At 70.5% G+C, this 19978-nt stretch carries 20 protein-coding genes; 8 read left to right on the top strand and 12 right to left on the bottom strand.

The annotated features are described in order from the left end of the window. Window positions 1-109 precede the first annotated feature (109 nt). Together ACWDEW_RS17325 and ACWDEW_RS17320 are read right to left on the bottom strand one after the other, a co-directional pair. Window positions 110-772, bottom strand: coding sequence for a response regulator transcription factor (locus ACWDEW_RS17325; protein WP_129305965.1), 663 nt, complete (start codon window positions 770-772; stop codon window positions 110-112). Between the two features lie 236 nt (window positions 773-1008). Continuing rightward, window positions 1009-1677, bottom strand: a complete 669-nt coding sequence (locus ACWDEW_RS17320; RefSeq protein ID WP_201050705.1) for a DUF3000 domain-containing protein — start codon at window positions 1675-1677, stop codon at window positions 1009-1011. Window positions 1678-1781: 104 nt separating this feature from the next. Here ACWDEW_RS17320 and hemE point away from each other — a divergent pair, with 104 nt between their 5' ends. Continuing rightward, window positions 1782-2849, top strand: a complete 1068-nt coding sequence (hemE, locus tag ACWDEW_RS17315; protein ID WP_450513725.1) for a uroporphyrinogen decarboxylase — start codon at window positions 1782-1784, stop codon at window positions 2847-2849. A 6-nt stretch (window positions 2850-2855) separates the two neighbouring features. Here hemE and ACWDEW_RS17310 read toward each other — a convergent pair whose 3' ends face one another. After that, window positions 2856-3680, bottom strand: a complete 825-nt coding sequence (locus tag ACWDEW_RS17310; protein WP_450513723.1) for a rhomboid family intramembrane serine protease — start codon at window positions 3678-3680, stop codon at window positions 2856-2858. 125 nt (window positions 3681-3805) lie between these two features. Here ACWDEW_RS17310 and ACWDEW_RS17305 point away from each other — a divergent pair, with 125 nt between their 5' ends. Then, window positions 3806-4132, top strand: coding sequence for a hypothetical protein (locus ACWDEW_RS17305; RefSeq protein WP_019073947.1), 327 nt, complete (start codon window positions 3806-3808; stop codon window positions 4130-4132). A gap of 102 nt (window positions 4133-4234) precedes the next feature. On the opposite strand, the gene ACWDEW_RS17300 is transcribed toward ACWDEW_RS17305, so the two are convergent. Continuing rightward, window positions 4235-5635, bottom strand: a complete 1401-nt coding sequence (locus tag ACWDEW_RS17300) for an FAD-dependent oxidoreductase (RefSeq protein ID WP_450513721.1) — start codon at window positions 5633-5635, stop codon at window positions 4235-4237. A 27-nt stretch (window positions 5636-5662) separates the two neighbouring features. Continuing rightward, complete coding sequence (locus ACWDEW_RS17295) at window positions 5663-6616, bottom strand: DUF4349 domain-containing protein (protein ID WP_450513719.1); 954 nt, start codon at window positions 6614-6616, stop codon at window positions 5663-5665. Window positions 6617-6777: 161 nt separating this feature from the next. On the opposite strand from ACWDEW_RS17295, the gene hemG reads away from it, so the two are divergent. After that, complete coding sequence (gene hemG, locus ACWDEW_RS17290) at window positions 6778-8208, top strand: protoporphyrinogen oxidase (RefSeq protein ID WP_450513717.1); 1431 nt, start codon at window positions 6778-6780, stop codon at window positions 8206-8208. 4 nt (window positions 8209-8212) lie between these two features. Then, window positions 8213-8944, top strand: coding sequence for a hydrogen peroxide-dependent heme synthase (hemQ, locus tag ACWDEW_RS17285; RefSeq protein WP_450513715.1), 732 nt, complete (start codon window positions 8213-8215; stop codon window positions 8942-8944). A gap of 81 nt (window positions 8945-9025) precedes the next feature. Here the strand turns inward: hemQ and ACWDEW_RS17280 are convergent, their stop codons facing one another. The 7 genes from ACWDEW_RS17280 to ACWDEW_RS17250 form a co-directional block, all read right to left on the bottom strand. Next, entirely contained in the window at window positions 9026-10606 is a 1581-nt protein-coding gene (locus ACWDEW_RS17280) for an alpha/beta hydrolase (protein WP_450513713.1), read from the bottom strand. A gap of 133 nt (window positions 10607-10739) precedes the next feature. Further along, window positions 10740-11534, bottom strand: a complete 795-nt coding sequence (locus ACWDEW_RS17275; RefSeq protein WP_450513711.1) for a TIGR04222 domain-containing membrane protein — start codon at window positions 11532-11534, stop codon at window positions 10740-10742. Window positions 11535-11663: 129 nt separating this feature from the next. Next, on the bottom strand, window positions 11664-12449 hold the full coding sequence (locus ACWDEW_RS17270) for a DUF4142 domain-containing protein (RefSeq protein ID WP_450513709.1): 786 nt from the start codon (window positions 12447-12449) through the stop codon (window positions 11664-11666). Window positions 12450-12562: 113 nt separating this feature from the next. Then, window positions 12563-13882, bottom strand: coding sequence for a DUF692 domain-containing protein (locus tag ACWDEW_RS17265; RefSeq protein ID WP_450513707.1), 1320 nt, complete (start codon window positions 13880-13882; stop codon window positions 12563-12565). A 154-nt stretch (window positions 13883-14036) separates the two neighbouring features. Beyond that, window positions 14037-14825, bottom strand: a complete 789-nt coding sequence (locus ACWDEW_RS17260; RefSeq protein WP_362979408.1) for a DUF4142 domain-containing protein — start codon at window positions 14823-14825, stop codon at window positions 14037-14039. Window positions 14826-14958: 133 nt separating this feature from the next. Beyond that, entirely contained in the window at window positions 14959-15570 is a 612-nt protein-coding gene (locus ACWDEW_RS17255) for a TIGR03086 family metal-binding protein (RefSeq protein ID WP_450513705.1), read from the bottom strand. A gap of 99 nt (window positions 15571-15669) precedes the next feature. Continuing rightward, on the bottom strand, window positions 15670-16353 hold the full coding sequence (locus ACWDEW_RS17250; protein WP_450513703.1) for a TetR/AcrR family transcriptional regulator: 684 nt from the start codon (window positions 16351-16353) through the stop codon (window positions 15670-15672). Window positions 16354-16398: 45 nt separating this feature from the next. Here ACWDEW_RS17250 and ACWDEW_RS17245 point away from each other — a divergent pair, with 45 nt between their 5' ends. The 4 genes from ACWDEW_RS17245 to ACWDEW_RS17230 all read left to right on the top strand — a co-directional run bounded on the left by ACWDEW_RS17245 (window position 16399) and on the right by ACWDEW_RS17230 (window position 19944). After that, window positions 16399-16854: a hypothetical protein gene (locus tag ACWDEW_RS17245; protein ID WP_093629731.1), complete on the top strand. Its 456-nt coding sequence runs from the start codon at window positions 16399-16401 to the stop codon at window positions 16852-16854. Between the two features lie 150 nt (window positions 16855-17004). Beyond that, a complete protein-coding gene (locus ACWDEW_RS17240) occupies window positions 17005-17826 on the top strand; it encodes an ABC transporter ATP-binding protein (protein ID WP_450513701.1) in 822 nt (273 codons plus the stop codon). 17 nt (window positions 17827-17843) lie between these two features. Beyond that, window positions 17844-18698 carry an ABC transporter permease gene (locus ACWDEW_RS17235; protein WP_450513793.1) on the top strand — a complete coding sequence of 285 codons (855 nt, stop codon included), beginning with the start codon at window positions 17844-17846 and terminating at the stop codon, window positions 18696-18698. Window positions 18699-18831: 133 nt separating this feature from the next. After that, the gene (locus ACWDEW_RS17230) at window positions 18832-19944 is read left to right on the top strand and encodes an ABC transporter substrate-binding protein (RefSeq protein WP_450513699.1); all 1113 of its coding nucleotides are present in this window, start codon (window positions 18832-18834) and stop codon (window positions 19942-19944) included. The last annotated feature ends 34 nt before the right edge of the window (window positions 19945-19978 follow it).

The following is a 19978-nucleotide window of genomic DNA, read 5'->3' as shown; positions in this document are numbered from 1 at the left end:
GACGGAACGTTCCGTCGACGGGCGTCTGGGGGTCGTAAACCAGTCAGGTAAGTGAAAGATCCGGTTCACGGCTGGGCGGGGGAGTGGAGGACGTGGTTCCGGGGCAGGGTCAGTGGATGATTCCGGTGCGCAGTGCCACCGCGACCATGCCGGCGCGGTCACCCGTGCCGAGCTTGCGGGCGATGCGGGCGAGGTGGCTCTTGACGGTCAGTGCGGACAGGCCCATGGAGACGCCGATCGCCTTGTTCGACTGGCCCTCCGCGACCAGGCGGAGCACCTCGACCTCACGGCCGGACAGTTCGCGGTAGCCGCCCGGGTGGCTCGGGGCACCCGGGGGGCGGCGGTGCATACGGGCGGCGGCGGAGCCGATGGGAGCGGCGCCGGGTCGGGTGGGGAGCCCGATGTTGGTGCGGGTGCCGGTGACGACGTAGCCCTTGACGCCGCCCGCGAGGGCGTTGCGCACGGCACCGATGTCGTCGGCGGCGGACAGGGCCAGGCCGTTGGGCCAGCCTGCGGCTCGGGTCTCGGAGAGCAGGGTGAGTCCGGAGCCGTCGGGAAGGTGGACGTCTGCCACACAGATGTCGCGGGGGTTGCCGATGCGGGGACGAGCCTCCGCGACGGACGAGGCCTCGATGACGTCGCGCACACCGAGCGCCCACAGGTGGCGGGTGACGGTGGAGCGGACGCGCGGGTCGGCCACGACCACCATGGCGGTCGGCTTGTTCGGGCGGTAGGCGACCAGGCTTGCGGGCTGCTCAAGGAGAACGGACACCAGGCCTCCTGGGTGTGGGACGACTTTCAAGGTCACAGTCGTCTTCGGCAGCAAACCCGCGGTCCTTTAGAGAAAGATCACGATTTAGTGAGTAGCAATCAGTGCAATTCGGACACGCTGTCGATCGTTCGGTGAACGAAACGGTTCGTTCGAGGGGCCACTCGTGATTGAAAGTGGCCGTATCGACAAAGACACCGCAAGCGACGGGTAGGACCTCGGTGTGCCTCGGGTAAGGCTCAGCGTGACTGCGGGCCCCGGCGCTGCGGCAGCGTGACGATGGACGCGTCGCCCGGACCCGCCGGCGGCAGGCCCGCGACCTGGGCCAGCAGATCGCACCAGGAGGCCAGATGCGCGGCCGTGTCCGGGACGCCGCCGAGCCCCTCGCGGGGTGTCCACGAGGCACGGATCTCGATCTGGGAGGCCGACGGGCGCTCGGACAGCCCGCCGAAGTAGTGGGAGCTGGCCCGGGTGACCGTGCCGCTCGGCTCGCCGTAGGTCAGTCCGCGGGTCTGGAGCGCGCCGGTCAGCCAGGACCAGCACACGTCCGGCAGCAGCGGATCCGCCGCCATCTCCGGCTCCAGCTCCGCGCGCACCAGCGTCACCAGCCGGAACGTGCCGTGCCAGGCGTCGTGCCCGGCCGGGTCGTGGAGCAGCACCAGGCGGCCGTCGGCCAGGTCCTGGTCGCCGTCGACGACCGCGGCCTCCAGCGCGTACGCGTAGGGGGCCAGGCGCTGTGGCGCCGGTGTCGGGTCGATCTCGATCTGTGGTCGCAGCCGACTGTTCCGCAGAGCCTGGACCGCGGCCTGGAAAGCCGGCGGTGCCGTACCGCCCCCATCCCGGTCCCCCTCCTTGGAGTCGTCCATTCCGTCAGCGCCGTCCGACAGTCGTCCCTGAGCCGCAGCCATGCGGGAAGATTAAGGGGAACGGAGGCATCGTGCGGGACTAGACACCCGCTCTTGCGTTCAGCACACCGTGCAATCGCCTTCCGGGGCCGTGCGAGACTTGCCCCGTGAGTGTCAACCAGAGCCCCACGGGCCAGCAGCCGACCGCCACTTACGACTCCGCCTTCATGAAGGCGTGCAGGCGCGAGCCCGTACCGCACACACCCGTGTGGTTCATGCGGCAGGCCGGGCGCTCGCTGCCGGAGTACCACAAGGTGCGCGAGGGCATCCCCATGCTGGAGTCCTGCACGCGCCCCGAACTGGTCGCCGAGATCACTCTCCAGCCGGTGCGCAGGCACGGCGTGGACGCGGCGGTCTACTTCAGCGACATCGTCGTCCCGCTCAAGGCCATCGGCATCGACCTCGACATCAAGCCCGGCGTCGGCCCGGTCGTCGACAAGCCGATCCGCACCCGCGCCGACCTGGCCCGGCTCCGTGACCTCACCCCCGAGGACGTCTCCTACGTCACGGAGGCCGTCGGCCTGCTGACCGCCGAGCTCGGCTCCACCCCCCTCATCGGCTTCGCCGGCGCCCCGTTCACCCTCGCGAGCTACCTCATCGAGGGCGGCCCGTCCCGCACGTACGAGAACGCCAAGGCGATCATGTACGGCGACCCCGAGCTCTGGGCCGACATCCTCGACCGCCTCGCCGACATCACGGCCGCCTTCCTCAAGGTCCAGATCGAGGCGGGCGCCAGTGCCGTCCAGCTCTTCGACTCCTGGGCCGGCGCCCTCGCCCCCGCCGACTACCGCCGCTCGGTCCTCCCCGCCTCCGCGAAGGTCCTCAAGGCGGTGGAGGGCTACGGCGTCCCCCGCATCCACTTCGGCGTCGGCACCGGCGAGCTGCTGCAGCTCATGGGCGAGGCCGGCGCGGACGTCGTCGGCGTCGACTACCGCGTCGCGCTGGACGAGGCCGCCCGCCGCGTCGGCCCTGGCAAGGCACTCCAGGGCAACCTCGACCCGGCCGTCCTGTTCGCCCCCACGGAGGCCGTCGAGGCGAAGACCCGCGAGGTCCTCGAAGACGCCAAGGGCCTTGAGGGCCACATCTTCAACCTCGGGCACGGCGTGATGCCGTCCACCGACCCGGACGCGCTCACCCGGCTCGCCGAGTTCGTCCACACCGAGACGGCCCGATAAGCGCGCTCACCACGTGTGCCGGGGCCGTGCCCGCCTGCCGAACAGCAGGCCGCGCGGTTCCGGCGGCGGGGGAGTGCCCGCCTTGAGCGGCCAGGCCAGCAGCATCCCCGCGATGAAGCCGACGACATGCGCCGCGTACGCCACGGTGCCGGCCTCCGAGACGCCCTCGCCGGCCGAGTAGAACGCCTGGAGCACGAACCAGAAGCCCAGCACCAGCCAGGCCGGCAGGCGCAGCGGCAGGAAGAACAGGAACGGCACCAGGACCCACACCCTGGCCTTCGTGTACAGCACCAGATAGGCGCCCAGGACACCGGCGATCGCCCCGGAGGCGCCGATCAGAGGGTCGGTGGAGTCCGCGTTGAGGAGCGCGAAGCCGTATCCCGCCGCGTAACCGCACACCACGTAGAAGAGCGTGAAGCGGACGTGGCCCATGCGGTCCTCGACGTTGTTGCCGAAGATCATCAGGAACAGCATGTTGCCCAGCAGATGAATCCAGCTGCCGTGCAGGAACATCGCGGTGAAGACGCTCAGGGGCGCCGACTTGTCGTAGCTCGGCGGCGCGACCGCGCAGCCGGCGCCGCCCGGGCCGTTCTGGACGGCGCCGGTCGGGACCAGCTGCGGCATCTGATGGTGGATCAACTCCCTTGGCACGGCCGCGTAGTGGTCCAGGAACGCCTGGAGATGGCACAGCTGCGAGAGGTCGCTGCCACCGGCCACGGAACCCGCCATTCCGGGCGTCGCCAGGAAGACGAGCACATTCGCGGCGATGAGCGCGTACGTCACCCAGGGGGTGCGGCGCACCGGGTTCACGTCATGGACGGGGATCACCACAAGGGATTAGTGCCCCCGATACGCCGTACGAATCGGTGAACACCGCCGTCCGCCTGTGCGTATGACTCCTCAACCGCCCGCGGTGCGGGGAAGGCGTGTCGCGGGGACGACGTGAGGAACAGGCGATGAACGACCGGATTTCCCCTCAGATGACCGCCACGCCCGACGGCGAGGCCGAGATCTCCCTGGTGGTGCGCCTCCCCTGGGAGGACGTCGCCAGGCTCGGCCAGGAAGCGGGACGCCTGGCCGCGCAGATGCAGCGGCCGGTGACCCTGGACGAGGCGGTGAGCAACCGGCTGCGCACCAACGCGCTCGGCGCCCACGCCAAGCCCGCGGCGGCGGCACAGCCCGCCGCGATGATGCCGCCGAGCGCGTCGGTGTCCTCGCTGCCCGCCAGGCCGCCGGCCGAGCAGGCACGGCAGGCTATAGACCGCATCAACGGGACGGCGTAGGAACGTTCAACGAAGGCTGGTCAGGATCGTTCAACAATGGCGGTCCAGGATCGTTGAACAAGACCGACCCGGGATCGTTGAACAAGACCGACCCAGGAACGTTCAACGAGAACCGGCCTGGACCTTGGCGGTCGCCTTTCGGGCCGCCACCAGGACCGGGTCCCACACGGGGGAGAACGGCGGCGCGTAACCCAGGTCCAGGGCCGTCATCTGTTCCACCGTCATACGGGCCGTGAGGGCGACCGCCGCGATGTCGACACGCTTCGCGGCGCCCTCCCGGCCGACGATCTGCACGCCCAGGAGACGGCCGGTACGGCGTTCGGCGAGCATCTTCACCGTCATGAGGGAGGCCTCGGGGTAGTAGCCCGCGCGGCTGGTCGACTCGATGGTGACCGCCTCGAACTGCAGGCCCGCGCGGTGGGCGTCCTTCTCGCGCAGCCCGGTGCGCGCGATCTCCAGATCGCACACCTTGCTCACGGCCGTACCGACCACCCCCGGGAAGGTCGCGTAACCGCCGCCCACGTTCGTCCCGATGACCTGCCCGTGCTTGTTGGCGTGCGTTCCCAGGGCGATGTGCCGCTCCTGCCCGGAGACCAGGTCGAGCACCTCGACGCAGTCGCCCCCGGCCCAGATGTTCTCGTGCCCGCGCACCCGCATCGCCATGTCGGTGAGCAGCCCGTGGTGCTGTCCCAGGGGCAGCCCGGCCGCCTCGGCGAGGGTCGTCTCGGGCCGCACCCCGATCCCCAGCACCACCACGTCCGCCGGAAACTCCGAGTCCTTGGTGACCACGGCCCTCACCCGCCCGTCGTCCCCGGTGCGCAGCTCGGTGACATGGGCGTCGTTGACCATGGTGATGCCCAGGCCCTCCATCGCCTTGTGCACCAGACGCCCCATGTCCGGATCGAGCGTCGACATCGGTTCCTTGCCCCTGTTGACGACGGTCACGTCATACCCGCGGTTGACGAACGCCTCCGCCATCTCGACCCCGATGTACCCGGCCCCGACCACCACGGCACGACGCCCACGCGTGCGTGCCAGCGAGTCGAGCAGCGCCTGCCCGTCGTCGAGCGTCTGCACCCCGTGCACTCCGGGGGCGTCGACCCCGGGCATGTCCGGACGGATCGGCCGCGCCCCGGTCCCGATCACGAGCTTGTCGTACGACGTCCAGGACTCGGCCCCGGAATCGACGTCACGCGCGCGTACCCGCCCGCCCGCGACGTCCAGCTCCACGACCTCGGTGCGCATCCGCAGGTCGATGTCCCGCGCCCGGTGCTCCTCCGGGGTACGGGCGATCAGCTCTTCCGGAGCCGAGACGTCACCGCCCACCCAGTACGGGATGCCGCACGCCGAGTACGACGTGAAGTGGCCCCGCTCGAAGGCCACGATCTCCAGCTCGTCCGGCCCCTTCAGGCGGCGTGCCTGCGACGCCGCGGACATGCCCGCAGCGTCGCCTCCGATGACGACCAGTCGTTCCCGGGTACCCCTCGCACGGCTCATGTCCATGCGAACACGCTACGGGGACCGGTCATTTCAGTCCTGTCCGCCCTGCTCCTCCTCGTGCACCGGCGGGGCCGCCGGCAGCGGTCCCACCGCGGTGGCCGCGGGCACGGTCGCCGCGCGACGCGGTCGTACGAGACGGAGCCACAGGACGACCGCCAGTGCCGCCACCGCCGCGAACGGCAGCACCGCGCCCAGTGCCAGGGCGATCCAGCGCAGCATCGTGACGAAGACGTGCCAGCCGCCCGTCACGGCGTCCACGAAGCCGGGGGAGTCGTCCTTCGCGGACGCCTTCGCGACCGGGGTCTGCGACAGGGACAGGGTGATGGTGGCCAGGCTGGTGCGGTCCTTCAGGGAGGCCTGTTGGGCGAGCAGCGCCTCCAGGTCGGACTCGCGGGTGCTCAGCTCGCCCTCCAGCTCCACCACGTCGCTCAACTTGGTGGCCCGGTCCATCAGTTCACGCACGCGTGCCACGCTGGCCCGCTGCGAGGTGATGCGGCTCTCCACGTCCACGACCTGGTCGGTGACGTCCTGCGCCTTCGCGGTCCGGTCGAGCAGCTTGCCCGCGCCCTCCAGGTCGGCGAGGACCTCGTCGTACTTGTCGGTGGGCACCCGAAGGACCACCCGGGTCCGTTCGTGGCCCTGTGCGTCGCGGGTGGTCGTCTCGTTGCCGACGAACCCGCCCGCGTTCTCCGTCGTGGTGCGGGCCTCGTCGAGCGCCTTGGGCACGTCTTTGACCCGCACGGACAGCGAGGCCGTACGGATGATGCTGCTCGCGGTGAGCTTCGGCACGGACTTGGTGTTCCGGGCGTTGCCGCTGCCCGCGGCGCCCTCCTGCTGGGCGGTGCCGGGAACCGCGGCCTTGGCGCCGGCGTCGCTCGCGCTGGTCTTGTCCGAGCTGCTGCTGCACCCGGTCAGCGCGAGCGCCGAGGCCAGCAGGAGCGCGGCCAGGGCCTGGACGGGCCGGACGGAGTGTCGTGTGCGCATGGGTCGGTACCCCCGAGGTTCGTCGTGACGACTGACGCACCTTCGACGCCGGGACCGGGCAGGACGTTGGCCGGAAACGGTCCCGATGCGGTCACGGTCGGGACTCGCACCGGACACCGGCCCGGGGTCGGACTGTCAGTGCGGTCTGAGAGGCTGGGGGCATGCGTGAAGTGGAGACTCGTACGGGTACAGGGCATGTCGTCGTCATCGGCGCCGGGATCGGTGGGCTGGCCGCCGCACACCGGCTGCTGGACGCAGGCGTGCGCGTGACGGTCGTCGAGGCGTCGGACCGGGTCGGCGGCAAGCTGCTCCCCGGCGAGATCGCGGACGCGCGCGTGGACCTCGGCGCCGAGTCCATGCTGGCCCGCCGCCCCGAGGCCGTCGCGCTGGCCCGCGAGGTCGGGCTCACCGACCGCCTCCAGGCGCCCGCCACCGCCACCGCCTCGCTCTGGACCCGGGGTGCCCTGCGCCCCATGCCCAAGGGCCACGTCATGGGCGTCCCCGGCACCGCCTCCGCCCTCTCCGGGGTCCTCTCCGACGAGGGCCTGCACCGCATCGAGCGCGACGCGGACCTGCCCCGCACGGAGGTCGGCGAGGACGTGGCGGTCGGTGAGTACGTGGCGGCCCGCCTCGGCCGCGAGGTCGTCGACCGCCTTGTGGAACCCCTCCTGGGCGGGGTCTACGCGGGCGACGCGTACCGGATCTCGATGCGCTCCGCCGTCCCCCAGCTCTTCCAGGCCGCGAAGACCCACGACTCCCTCACCGAGGCCGTCCGGGGCATCCAGGAGCGCGCCGCCGCCGCACAGCAGACCGGCCCGGTCTTCATGGGCATCGAGGGCGGGGTGGGCCAACTCCCGCTCGCCGTCGCGGAGTCGGTCCGCGCGCGGGGCGCCGAGATCCTCACCGGGACACCGGTGACCGAGCTGCGCCGGAGCGGAGCGGCGGGCTGGCGGGTCGTCGCCGGAGACCGCGTCCTCGACGCCGACGGGGTGATCGTCGCCGTACCCGCACCGGTCGCCGCCCGACTGCTGCGGTCCGAAGTGCCCGGTGCCGCCGCCGAGCTGGCCGCCGTGGAGTACGCCTCGATGGCCCTGGTCACCCTCGCCTACCACCGCGCGGACGTCGAACTCCCCGAAGGCAGTGGCTTCTTGGTGCCCCCCGTCGACGGCCGCACCATCAAGGCGTCCACCTTCGCCTCCCAGAAGTGGGGCTGGATCGCCGACGAGAACCCGGACGTGCTGGTCCTGCGCACCTCGGTCGGACGCTACGGCGAGACGGCGATCCTGGAGCGCGACGACACCGGCCTGGTGGACGTCTCCCGGCAGGACCTGCGCGAGGCCACCGGTCTCGACGCCACGCCCCTCGCCACCCGAGTCACCCGCTGGACCGACGGACTGCCCCAGTACCCGGTCGGCCACCACGCGCGCGTGGCCCGCGTCCGCGAACACGTCGCCAAGCTGCCCGGCCTCGCCGTGTGCGGCGCGGCCTACGACGGCGTCGGCATCCCGGCCACCATCGCGAGCGCGTACGCGGCCGTCGAGCGGCTGACCGCAGACCCGGTGCCGAGCGCGTCCGGCGGAGCGGGAGAATAGCCCCATGAGTGACGACGCCCCCACCACCGAGTCCGGCCGTATCCCGAACAAGGGCAAGCTGGCCAAGGACCTCAACGAGGTCATCCGCTACACCCTGTGGTCCGTCTTCAAGCTGAAGGACGTACTGCCCGAGGACCGCGCCGGTTACGCCGACGAGGTCCAGGAGCTGTTCGACCAGCTCGCCGCGAAGGACGTGACGGTGCGCGGCACGTACGACGTGTCGGGCCTGCGTGCCGACGCCGACCTCATGATCTGGTGGCACGCCGAGACCGCCGACCAGCTCCAGGAGGCGTACAACCTCTTCCGCCGCACGAAGCTGGGCCGCGCCCTGGACCCGGTCTGGTCGAACATGGCGCTGCACCGCCCCGCCGAGTTCAACCGCTCGCACATCCCGGCCTTCCTGGCCGACGAGACCCCGCGCAACTACATCAGCGTGTACCCGTTCGTGCGCTCCTACGACTGGTACCTGCTGCCCGACGAGGACCGTCGCCGCATGCTCGCCGACCACGGCAAGATGGCCCGCGGCTACCCGGACGTCCGCGCCAACACGGTCGCCTCCTTCTCCCTCGGCGACTACGAATGGCTCCTGGCCTTCGAGGCCGACGAGCTCTACCGCATCGTCGACCTCATGCGCCACCTGCGCGCGTCGGAGGCCCGCATGCACGTCCGCGAGGAGGTCCCCTTCTACACGGGCCGCCGCAAGGACATCGGCGACTTGGTAGCGGGCCTGGCCTAGGCTTTTGTCTTCAGGGGCGCGGGGCTGTGTCGACATGCGGCTCCGCCGCGTGGGCGCGACCAGCCCCCACCCGGCCGCGGTCTACTGACTATCCGGTCGCGCAGCCTTCGGCTCGGCATGCGGCGCACACGCGGCATGCCGCTCAGGCAGCCGCCCCTCCAACAGGTACGCGTCCAGGTACCCGTTGACGCACTTGTTGGCCCCACCCGCGATCCCATGCGTCCCGGCATCCCGCTCGGTCACCAACACCGAGTCGGACAACCGCCGTTGCAACTCAAGCGCCCCGTCGTACGGCGTAGCCGCATCCCGCTCGGCCGCCATGATCAGCACCGGCGGCAGCTCTCCGGGCCCGGTCCGCACATCGAGGGGCTGCTGACGCGGCGCGGGCCAATACGCGCACGGCAGGTTCATCCACACGTTGTCCCACGTCTCGAACGGCGCCACGCGCGCGAGCCGCGTGTTGTCCCGGTCCCAGACGCTCCACTCCGTCGGCCAGGGCGCGTCGTTGCACTCGACGGCCGTGTACACCGCGTTGCCGTTCTCCGCCTCGACTGCCGCCCCCGGCGTCGGCCCCGCCTGCTGCACCAGCAGCTTGGGCTTGCCCTTCAGGTAGGCCGACAGCGCCGCCGCGGTGTGCGGCCAGTAGTCGTCGTAGTACCCGGCCGACAGGATCGCGCCCTGCAACTGCGCGGGCCCCACCTTGCCGCCCGCCGGCTTCTCGGCGAGCCGCGCGGAAGCCTTCTCGTAGCTGCGCAGCACCTTCGCGGCCGTGTCGCCGAGCCCGTACACGGCATCGTGTTCGGCGATCCACTCCCGGAAGTCCGCCCAGCGGCCCTCGAACGCGGCCGACTGGTCGAGGTTGTTGCGGTACCAGACCTGCTCGGGGTCCGGGTTCACCGCCGAGTCGAACACCATCCGCCGTACGTGCGAGGGGAACAGCGTCGCGTACAGCGCACCGAAGTAGGTCCCGTAGGAGGCGCCCATGAACGTCAGCCTGTCCTCGCCGAGGGCGGCGCGCAGGACGTCCAGGTCGCGGGCGTTGTTGAGGGAGTTGTAGAACCGCAGCCTGCTGCCGGAGCGCTTGGCGCAGCCGCGTGCGTAGGCCTTCGCCTCCGCGATGCGCTCCTTCTTGTACGACTCCGAGGGGTACGTCGGTGACTGCGAGGGCGCCTTGAAGAAGTGCTTGGGATCCTCGCAGGACAGCGGTGCCGACTTGTCGACCCCGCGCGGGGCGTAGCCGACGAGGTCGTAGGCCGACGCGATGCGCTTCCACTCGGGGAGCATGCCGATCAGCGGGAAGTAGAGGCCGGAGGCACCGGGGCCGCCCGGGTTGTAGACCAGGGAGCCCTGGCGGGGGACTCTGCGCTTGCTGTTGTGCGGGTCCTTGTGAGTGGCGACGGCCCGGCTGACGGTCAGCTTGATCTGCTTGCCGTCGGGGTGCGCGTAGTCGAGCGGGACGGAGACCGTGCCGCACTCCATGGTGCCGGGCATGTCCTGTGCGTCGGGGCACTTCCCGAAGTCGATGCCCCGCGCGCGGGCGTGTGCGGCGGCGAGAGCGGTGCCGGCCGACTCGACGGCGCCCGGGGCACCGGTGGCCGGGGCGGCGGTGAGGCCGGTCAGGAGCAAGGACCCGGCGGCCGAGTAGAGGGCGGCGGCTCGCATGGTGGCGTATCCCTTCGGAGCACGGCTGCAACAAAAGGGATGTTTCGTTCGCTTGTTGGCGAAGGCAAGCACCGTCGGGCGGTGTCGGCCCCAATGACCCCTGTGCGCCCCCTGGCGCGCTGTCACGCCGAGGTCAGCGCCGCCACTCGGCGAAGTGCTCGCGGTACTGCTCGCGGTGCGCGAAGGCCGCCCGCAGATCCGGTTCGCCGATCGCTCGGATGCCGCGTACGGCGACGGAGGTGAGATACGTACGGTCGTCGGCGCCGCCGCCCGCGTGCCGGGCCAGCGTGCCGAGCAGCTGCTGACCGGCCGGGGAGGCCCAGTGCGAGTACGGGTGCACCTCGACCCGGGCGATGGCCAGACAGCTCAGCGTCAGGGCCAGTGGCAGCCCGAACCAGAGCGCGACCAGCCCGCGCGGCATCTCGGCCCCCGGCGTCAGCAGCGCGGTCGCGCCCAGCACCAGCACGACCAGCGCGGCGGCCCGCACCTGCCGGACCCCGGCGGCGACCGTCGTACGGGTCCCGTCCGGTACGGCGAGACCCGCGTCGACGAGCCGGTCCGCGACGTCGCGGACCGCGTCCGTGGCCGCCGCGGTGGCCCGCACCGGGGCGATCCGGGACTGCCCCTCGGGCCCGATGGCGCCTATCACCGACCGCTCGATGGGGTCCCGGCCGCGCGGGTCCACGACGGTCGCCCAGCCGGTGTGGGCGAGCAGCAGCCGGTGCTGGCGCGCCATGGAGACCAGCGTCAGATCGGCGACCCGCGCGGGACCGCCCGACAGGAACGCGGCCTCGTAGAGCGTCAGATCGTGTCCCTTGCCCGCGTCGTCCCCGTCGACGGCCGCCGCTCTGACGGCGGCCAGGCACAGCCGCGTGCACGCCGTGCCGGCGACGGCCCAGGCCATGAGCAGGAGAAGGACCCAGAACATGCCAAGTTTCTATGCCAAAGGCCCAGCAGGACGCCATGCCTTGTTCACAATCCGGACGGAGCGTTGTCTGCCTGTGACGTTCCGCTTGTCCGAAAACAGACCATGGCCGAAACGGTTCTACGGCTACGGCTACGGCTGCGTCGACGGTGGCGGGCTGGAGGCGGGCGGCGGCAGCGAGTACGTCGGGGAGACCGACGGGGTCAGCGGGACGACCTGGCCGGGGTCGGCGAAGGGCGTGGACGCGGCCGAGGAGGTGGTGGGCGCGGGCGTGCCGCTCGCGGCCATGTCCCGGGCCAGCGCGGCGAAGTCGACGTATCCGGTGGCCTCCAGGACCTTGATGTGGTCCAGGACGGTCGTGTTGGCGTCGTCGGCGAGGGCGCGGACCAGGGAGTTCTGGGTGGTGGCGCGGACCTGGGCGACCAGCGTGAACACCTTGCCGTGCGCGAGACGCAGGATGTTGGCGAACTTGCGGTCGAAGTCCACGCCCGATGCCGCGTTGAGAGTGGCGAGCCACTGCTGTTGCTGCGCGTTGGGCTGGTTCGGCAGCGGCAGCCCGAGCCGCGCGGCGACATCGCGCACCCGCTCGTCGAGGAACGTGTGGCCGTCGATCAGATGCTGCCCCGCCGTCCGTACGGCCGCGGTGGTGCCCTTCTCCTCGGCCTGCTGCCCGGCCGGCAGCTCCCACAGCCCGGCCAGCCGCACCCGCGTGACGAAGTCCTTGTCCAGCGCGGACAGTGGTCCGTACTGCGTCGCCACGGTCTGGTCGCTGAGCACGTTGGCAGCCGTCGTCCCGGACCGGTCGGCGTAGGACCAGACCGGGAAGACCAGCGCCGCCAGGGTCGCGGTCAGACCCATGATGATGACGCCGGTACCACTGAATATGCCTCGGCCCTTTACGGGGGGTCGCGGTCGCATGGGGTGCCTCCTGTGACGGCACCGCACGTGAGTGCGCTTCTCGTGCGGAACCGTAATATTACTGTGGAGTCACTCTCACCTTCCAAGGCCCCTCCCGGCCCTTCCGCGACCCGTCAGCGGCGCAGCAGCACCCGCCGGGTGGCACGTGCGAGCCGGACCGCGGGCCGCGTCGAACGCGGGACCGGCCCCGAGCGCTCCAGCCACCAGGCCCGCAACTCCCGCCTGACCTCGGCGTTCTCGGGTCCGCCCGAGAGCAGCAGCTGCCCGGCGAAGTCCAGCGCGTCCCGCCGGTAGCCGCCGGTCATGGGGTGCGTGTGCGCGTACGCGAGGAAGGCCGGCCGGTACGCCTCCCCGAGGATCTCCGGCAGTTCGGGAGCCACCTTCGCCACCACGTCGGCCCGCTTCGCCCCGAGCGCCCGCGCCTGCACCCCGAGCCGCACCCGGTCGAACCCTTCGGGCACCGGGGTCCCGGCGACCAGCGCGGAGAGCAGGGCGGTCTGGGCGAGGGCGAGACGCTGGCGGGTGGGCGTGGGGGCGGGGGCGAGGGCCTGCGGTGCGGAGGCCCGCGGTGCGGTTGTCGGAGCCACGACATGTGCCTGCCCCCGCCCCCGACCCCTGTCCAGCGCCCCGCGAATCGACGTCAACTCCCGCTCCAGTTCGGCCGCTTCGGGGAAGTTGTCGTCGCGCTCCAGCAGCACCCCCGGCGGGGAGACGCGGGACGCCAGGTCGGTGAGGATGTCGAGGACCGGGGCGGGGACGGGGTGGGCGTGGCTGTCGTGCCAGACGCCGTCGCGTTCGACGCCGCCCGCGACATGGACGTAGGCGATGGCCTCGACGGGGAGTTCGGCGAGGGCCTTGGCCGGGTCCTCGCCGCGGTTGACGTGGTTGGTGTGCAGATTGGCCACGTCGATGAGGAGGCGCACGCCGGTGCGGTCGGCCAGTTCGTACAGGAACTGGCCCTCGCTCATCTCCTCGCCCGGCCAGGCGAGCAGTGCGGCGATGTTCTCGACCGCGAGCGGCACCGGCAGCGCGTCCTGGGCGATGCGGATGTTCTCGCAGAGCACGTCGAGGGCGTCCCGGGTGCGCGGCACGGGCAGCAGGTGGCCGGCTTCGAGGAGCGGGGAGGCGGTCAGCGGGCCGCCCGCGCGGACGAACGCGATGTGCTCGGTGACCAGCGGTGAGCCGAGGGCCTCGGCCCGCTCGGCGAGGGCCGTCAGCCGGTCCCCGTCGGGCCGGTCGGCGCCGCCGAGGCCCAGGGAGACGCCGTGCGGGATCACGGTCACACCGCGCTCGCGCAGCCGTAGCAGCGAGTCCGGGAGGTGGCCGGGGCAGAGGTTCTCGGCCACGGCCTCGACCCACTCGATGCCCGGCAGGTGTTCCACGGCGTCCGCTATCTCCGGCCGCCATCCGATGCCCGTCCCCAGTCGTTCCATCGCCCGTCCCCGTTCTCGATGTCCTCGCCGAAATCCATCCACTCCACAAGACCGCTGTTCGGTGTGACGGAGGTATCGCCCCCGGGCCCGGCCCCGAACCCCGGCCGTGTCACCTTCAGAGCAACATTTGAGGTTCGGGGCGGGTCCTGACCGGTCAGCCCAGCACGCCGTTCGAGTCGACCGGATCCGGTCGCCCGGTGTTGACCGTGCCCGGCGCGCCCGGGGACGGCCGTGAGGTGGTCCCGATGTTCGGGCTGGCCACGGCGGCCGGTGCCGAGGGCACCACCTGACCGGGTACGGGCGCGGCGGGACCGGTCGGGCTGGCGGTGGAGGCGTTCGCGATCCCGTTGGCGATGGCGTCGAAGTCGACCCGCCCGGTCTTCTCCAGCACCGTGATGTGGTCGAGCACGGTCTGGTTGGCGTCCGAGGCCAGTTGTCGCACGAGGGTGTTGCGGGTGGTGTTCCGTACGGCGCCGATGGCCGGGAAGATCTTGCCGTGCGCGGAGCGCAGCAGGTTGGCGAACTTGTACTCGTACTCCGCGCCGGTCGCCGCGCTCATCTCCCGCAGCCAGCCCTGCTGTTGCTCGTTCGGCACGTTCGGCAGCGCGACATTGAGCTGGGCCGCGATGATCCGCACCCGCTTGTCGAGGTCGGTGTGGCCGACGATGAGATGGTCACCGGCCTCCTTGATCGCCTGGCTGGGCGCCCGCTCGACCGCCTGCTGCCCGGCCGGCAGCTCCCACAGCCCGGCCAGCCGCACCCGCACGATCAGATCCCGGTCGGCGGCCGTCAGCGGCCCCCACTGCGTATTGACCGTGCCGGCCGCCACGTTCGCCTGACCGGTGCCCGCGCGGTCGGCGTACGACCACACGGGGAAGACGAGTGCGCCGGTGGTGGCGAAGATAGCCGCGATGAGCACGGTCGTGCCGTTGATACGACGCAAGGGAGCCTCCCGGGGAAACCAACTGGTCGTTGGAGAAGTTGACGCGTGGCCAGTGCCTGGAGGTACGCGCGGGCAGCTCGCTTTGTTCAAAGGGAGGGCAGGTTTGCTCAAAGGGCAGGTAAAGGAGGTGGGTTCAGCGGCTCTTGACGGGCCAGTGCTCCGGCGTCCGGCCCAGCAGCCGTAGCGCCTCGTCGAGCGGACCGGCGTCCGGCGGTACGCCGAGCGCCGGCGCGAAGGCGAACCCCGGGCCGCGCCCGGCCGGGTCGGTGGGCACCCGCCGGGCCACCACCAGCGCGATGTCCAGGACGTCGTCCGACAGGTCCAGTGCGGTGCCGAGCGTGGCGGCGACGTCCCAGGCGTGGACGACGTAGTCGACGAAGTGGAAGCCGATCGCGGTCCGGCCGGGGAAGCTCATGCCCAGCTCCGGCAGGGCGAACTCCCGCTCGGTGGCGCCGGGTTCGGCGAACGCGGCGAGCACGGCCGTCGCCGCCGTGCGGTGGGTCCTGGCCGGCTCGCGCATGTCCTCCGGCTCCCGCCAGTACGCCCTGTCCCGGCCCGCGCCGTGCGCGGCGGCCGCGAACCCGTGATGCTGTGCGGCCATGTGCGCCACGAGCCGCCGCAGGTCCCACCCCGCGCACGGGGTGTCCCGCTCCCAGTCCTCCTCCTGCGCCAACTCAACCACGCGCAGGGCCTCGTACACGGCGATCCGGTCGAGCTCGACGATGTCCGTTCCGGTGGCAGTCATGGGACTGACGCTAAAACTGTGCGAACGATCGTGCTACTTGTTTTCGGCCGAAGTGGCACAAGGACTGAAGGAACTGAGGGAACTGAAGTGCCATGAGAGCTAAGGGACTTGCGGGATCCGCGATGGATCCGTGGCCGCTCCCCGCAGTCGCGCCGCTATGCCGACGCGCGCCCGGCGGTAGGCGGTCTCCTCGTCGTGCAGTACGGAGACCACGTTGGCCGTCTCCATCAACGCGACCAGTTCGAAAGCGAGTTGGGGTATGTCGGTGTCGGCCCGCAGCTCGCCCGCGTCCCGCGCCCCGGCGATCGTCCCCTCCACGAAGGCCGTCCAGTCCCGCTGCGCCCCGACCACCGCGTCGTGCACCGGCCCGGGCCGGGCGTCGAACTCGGCGACGACCTCGTAGAAGAAGCAGCCGCCCGGAAAGACCCGTCCCCGCGAGTACTCCAGCCACAGCTCGCACAGCCGCCACAACCTGCCGACCCCGGAAGGGAGTTCGACGGCGGGCCCGATGACCTTCTCGGTGTAGATGCGGGCGGCCTCGCGGACGGTGGCCAGCTGCAACTCCTCCTTGGAGCCGAAGAGCGCGAACACCCCGCTCTTGCTGAGCCGCAACTCGGACGCCAACCGGCCGACGGACAGCGCCTCCAGACCCTCGACGGAGGCGATGTCGACGGTACGGCGCAGGACCAGCCGCCGGGTGCGGTTGCCCCGCTCGACCCGGCCGTCGAGTCGTGTCGTGCCCGCACCCTCGTCAGGGGTCCTTGTCGCTCCGCCGGCTCTCATGGTGGTCCACCCTAAGCAACACGGGGGAAACGGACACTTTCTAGGATGCGGCGGGTGCACCTGACCGTCCTTGACGCCCCCACCGAGTGGAGCCGCTTCGCCGAGGGCTCCGTCGAACGCCGCATGCTGCTCGCGCTCGGCGATCTGCTCGGCACCCCGCTGCGCCCGAAGCCGCTGATGCTGCCCGACGGAAGCCGCGTCGAGGTCGAGGGAATCGACCCCGCCTGCCGCGTCCTCGTCCAACTCGTCGGCAACCAGGGCGCCTACAAGCCCGCCTACCGCAACAAGGTCATGGCGGACATGTTCAAGCTGCTCTGGCTGCGCGAGTCCGTACCCACCGCCGAGCGTGCGATTCTGCTGGTCAGCGAGCTGATCGTGCAAGCCCTCGGCGGCTGGGTGGCGCGCGCGGCGGGAGACCTCGGGATCGAGATCCACGTGTACGACGGCAGCGCGGTCGCCCCGCTGCGGCCATTGTCGCGGCCAGACGTAAAACGCCCGTAACAGTCAACTGCGCCGTACCGAAACACAATCTTCCTACGGTCGGGGGCACCTAAGCGGATTTCCGCGTGGCAGTCAGTCGCACTCGCTACGCACGCTCTCCGACTTCCAGGATCGGGCACTCGTGCCCGCGACATGGATGGGAGCGTGAAGGTGACTGGTACGCCAGCACTCGAACTGCGGTCGGTGCGACGGGTCTACGGGTTCGGACCGGCCGCGACCACGGCCCTCGACGACGTCCACCTGACGGTGCCGTCGGGCCGTTTCGTCAGTCTCATCGGCCCCAGCGGCTGCGGGAAGTCGACGCTGCTGCGGCTCGTCGCGGGACTCGAACAGCCCGATGACGGCGAGGTGTCGGTGCACGGTGTGACGCCGGCCCAGGCCTGCGCGGCCAAGCTGATCGGGCTCGTCCCGCAGAGCCCCGCGCTGCTGCCCTGGCTCTCCGTCCTGCGGAACGTCACGCTGCCCCAGAAGATCAACCGGGGGGCGGCCGGGCGCCGGGAGCGCATCGCCGATTTCGCCGAACGCCGAACGGCCCCCGACATGAAGGAACTCCTCGTCAAGGCGGGGCTCGGCGACGCCCTGCACAAGCTCCCGGCCCAGCTCTCCGGTGGGATGCGCCAACGCGCCGCGATCGTCCGGGCGTTCGGCCTGCAGCCCGACGTGCTCGTGATGGACGAACCCTTCTCGGCGCTCGACGAGTTCACCCGCGAAAGCCTTCAGGACCAACTCCTCGACCTCTGGGAGGAGTTGCGGACCACCGTCCTGTTCGTCACCCACTCCGTTTCCGAGGCCGTACGGCTCTCCGACACCGTCGTGGTCATGGCGCCGAACCCCGGCCGCATCGTCGAGAGCATCGACGTCGACCTGCCCCGCCCGCGCGGTGAACGGCTCTTCGGAGAACGGCGGTTCCACGAGTACGAGGACCTGGTGAGAGAGCGGCTGCGGCGCGCCTGGCACAGCGAAGCGGCGTGAGTGGGGGCGTGAACGACATGACCGTGGCCGACGAACGTACGACCGCTCCTGCGGCCGAGACACCACCGCCCGTAGAACCCTCCCGCTTCAGTCTCAAGCACCCGAAGTCCCGGATCGGCTGGATCCGTCCGGCCGTCTGGCTGCCCCTCGTCGTGATGCTGGCGATCCTCGCCGGGCTCTGGCAGTGGGGGGCCGAGCAACTTCCCTATCTGCTACCGCCGTTGTCCGACGTCGGCAGTTCGCTCTCCGGCAATTTCGGCTACTACGTCCACAACGCCCTTGTCACGCTCGGTGAGGCGACGGCCGGGCTGGGGATGGGCTTCGTCGGGGCGTTCGTCCTCGCCGTGCTGACCAGTGAACTCCCGCTGGTGCGGCGGGCGGTGATGCCGGTGGCGGTCGTCCTCAACGTCACGCCGCTGGTGGCGGTCGCTCCGGCCCTGGTCGTCGCCTTCGGGTTCGGGCCGATGCCCAAGCTGATCATCACCGGGCTGATCTGTTTCTTTCCGATCCTCATCAACACGGCTACGGGGTTGAGGTCCGTTCCTCAGCAGGTGTTGCAGGTCTATCGGACGATGGACGCGAGCCGGGTCGAGCTGTTGTGGCATGTGCGTGTTCCGAATGCGCTGCCGTATCTCTTTGCCGCGCTGCGGATCGTCTTTCCGCTGTCGATCATCGGGGCGGTTGTCGCCGAGATGTCGGCGTCCGGATCCACGGGGGGTCTGGGGACGGCGATCAGTGTGGCCTCCTCGATGAATCAACTCCCTGTTGTCTATGCCTCGATTCTCGTCCTTGCGGTGATGGGCGTGCTGTTGCTGCTTGCCGTGACTGTTGTTGAGCGGCGTGTGCTGCATTGGCACGACAGCACGAACTGAGCCAGGCAGAACGGTTGTTGTCTGCTGGCCCGATGGGGGCTGGTCGCGCAGTTCCCCGCGCCCCTTGGGGCGCGCCCATCTGGGCCTGTGTTCATTAACTTCCCGGCGTTTACGCCAGTTTGGAGTCACACCCATGTCCCGTCATCGCCTCACCAGATCCGCTCTCATCGCCACCGTGCTGACGCTCGGCGTCGCCGGATGCGGCTCCGGCTCGGGCGGCGACAGCACCTCCGCCGGTGCCGCCGGTTCCGCGATATCCGCTAAGCGTTGTGCCGAGAACAAGGCCGCCGGGAAGATCACGTATCTCTCCGGGTACCAGTTCCAGTCCTCCGTCTCGATCCTCGAATACATCGCCGCCGCCAAGTTGGGCTATTTCAAGGACCTCTGCCTCACCGTCGACCTCAAGCCCGGCAGCGGAGACACCGCGCAGAACACCAAGCTGCTCGCCGGCGGACAGGCCACCGTGTCCGCGATCTCCGAGCAGGACCTGATCCAGGCGCAGGCCAACGGCATCGACATCAAGGGCATCTCCTCGTACTCGAACGCCGGGCTCGACATCCTGATGACCAACAAGGACATCACCGACCTGACCCAGCTCGACGGCAAGGTCGTCGGACACAAGGGCTACGTCCCCGCCGCCGTCGAGGCGATGCTGGTCAAGGCCGGCGTCAAGTGGGACTCGCTCAAGCTGGTCAAGGAGGGCTACGACCCCTCCGTACTGCCCCGCAAACAGGGCGGCCTCGAAGCGCTCACCGGGTTCATCTCGAACGAGCCCAACCAGCTCAAGGCGGCCGGCAAGGACGTCACCGTGTGGAAGCCGGTCGACTACAAGATCCCCAGCTCCATCGGCGCGATGGCGGTCAACCCGGCGTTCGCCAAGGCCCACCCGCACGCCGTCGAGGACATCCTGCGGGCCGCCCTGCACGCGTACGCGTACTGCTCCTCCAGCGAGGCGCACATCACCGAATGCGTCGGCTACGCCGCCAAGTTGTCCGGCCCGACCTACGACAAGAAGCTCAACGCGACGATCTGGAAGACCGAGACACAGGTCGTCAAGGAGAACCCGACGCCCGGACAGCCGCTCGGCGGCATCGACACCGACAACGTCACCCAACTCGTCGCCATGCTCAATCAGTTCAAGATCGTGCCGAGCAGTGTGACCGCCGCCAAGGCCCAGGCGTGGTTCGACACCTCGTTCGTCAAGGACATCTACAGCGGCGACAAGCTGGTCTGGCCCGCGCCGTAGCGGTCGTAGAACCGTGGAAACACCCCTGAAAGAG

It is taken from the genome of Streptomyces sp. NPDC001100 (assembly GCF_053598575.1).
The sequence above is the reverse complement of the archived record's forward strand: the minus strand, read 5'-3'. Positions and strand labels throughout refer to the sequence as shown.

Excerpts from the sequence above, each read along its gene's own strand:
- ACWDEW_RS17320 (WP_201050705.1), bottom strand. The coding sequence starts at position 1,677 with ATGGCTGCGGCTCAGGGACGACTGTCGGACGGCGCTGACGGAATGGAC.
- ACWDEW_RS17305 (WP_019073947.1), top strand. The coding sequence starts at position 3,806 with ATGAACGACCGGATTTCCCCTCAGATGACCGCCACGCCCGACGGCGAG.
- ACWDEW_RS17300 (WP_450513721.1), bottom strand. The coding sequence starts at position 5,635 with ATGGACATGAGCCGTGCGAGGGGTACCCGGGAACGACTGGTCGTCATC.
- ACWDEW_RS17295 (WP_450513719.1), bottom strand. The coding sequence starts at position 6,616 with ATGCGCACACGACACTCCGTCCGGCCCGTCCAGGCCCTGGCCGCGCTC.
- hemG (WP_450513717.1), top strand. The coding sequence starts at position 6,778 with ATGCGTGAAGTGGAGACTCGTACGGGTACAGGGCATGTCGTCGTCATC.
- hemQ (WP_450513715.1), top strand. The coding sequence starts at position 8,213 with ATGAGTGACGACGCCCCCACCACCGAGTCCGGCCGTATCCCGAACAAG.
- ACWDEW_RS17280 (WP_450513713.1), bottom strand. The coding sequence starts at position 10,606 with ATGCGAGCCGCCGCCCTCTACTCGGCCGCCGGGTCCTTGCTCCTGACC.
- ACWDEW_RS17275 (WP_450513711.1), bottom strand. The coding sequence starts at position 11,534 with ATGTTCTGGGTCCTTCTCCTGCTCATGGCCTGGGCCGTCGCCGGCACG.
- ACWDEW_RS17270 (WP_450513709.1), bottom strand. The coding sequence starts at position 12,449 with ATGCGACCGCGACCCCCCGTAAAGGGCCGAGGCATATTCAGTGGTACC.
- ACWDEW_RS17265 (WP_450513707.1), bottom strand. The coding sequence starts at position 13,882 with ATGGAACGACTGGGGACGGGCATCGGATGGCGGCCGGAGATAGCGGAC.
- ACWDEW_RS17255 (WP_450513705.1), bottom strand. The coding sequence starts at position 15,570 with ATGACTGCCACCGGAACGGACATCGTCGAGCTCGACCGGATCGCCGTG.
- ACWDEW_RS17250 (WP_450513703.1), bottom strand. The coding sequence starts at position 16,353 with ATGAGAGCCGGCGGAGCGACAAGGACCCCTGACGAGGGTGCGGGCACG.
- ACWDEW_RS17245 (WP_093629731.1), top strand. The coding sequence starts at position 16,399 with ATGCGGCGGGTGCACCTGACCGTCCTTGACGCCCCCACCGAGTGGAGC.
- ACWDEW_RS17235 (WP_450513793.1), top strand. The coding sequence starts at position 17,844 with ATGACCGTGGCCGACGAACGTACGACCGCTCCTGCGGCCGAGACACCA.
- ACWDEW_RS17230 (WP_450513699.1), top strand. The coding sequence starts at position 18,832 with ATGTCCCGTCATCGCCTCACCAGATCCGCTCTCATCGCCACCGTGCTG.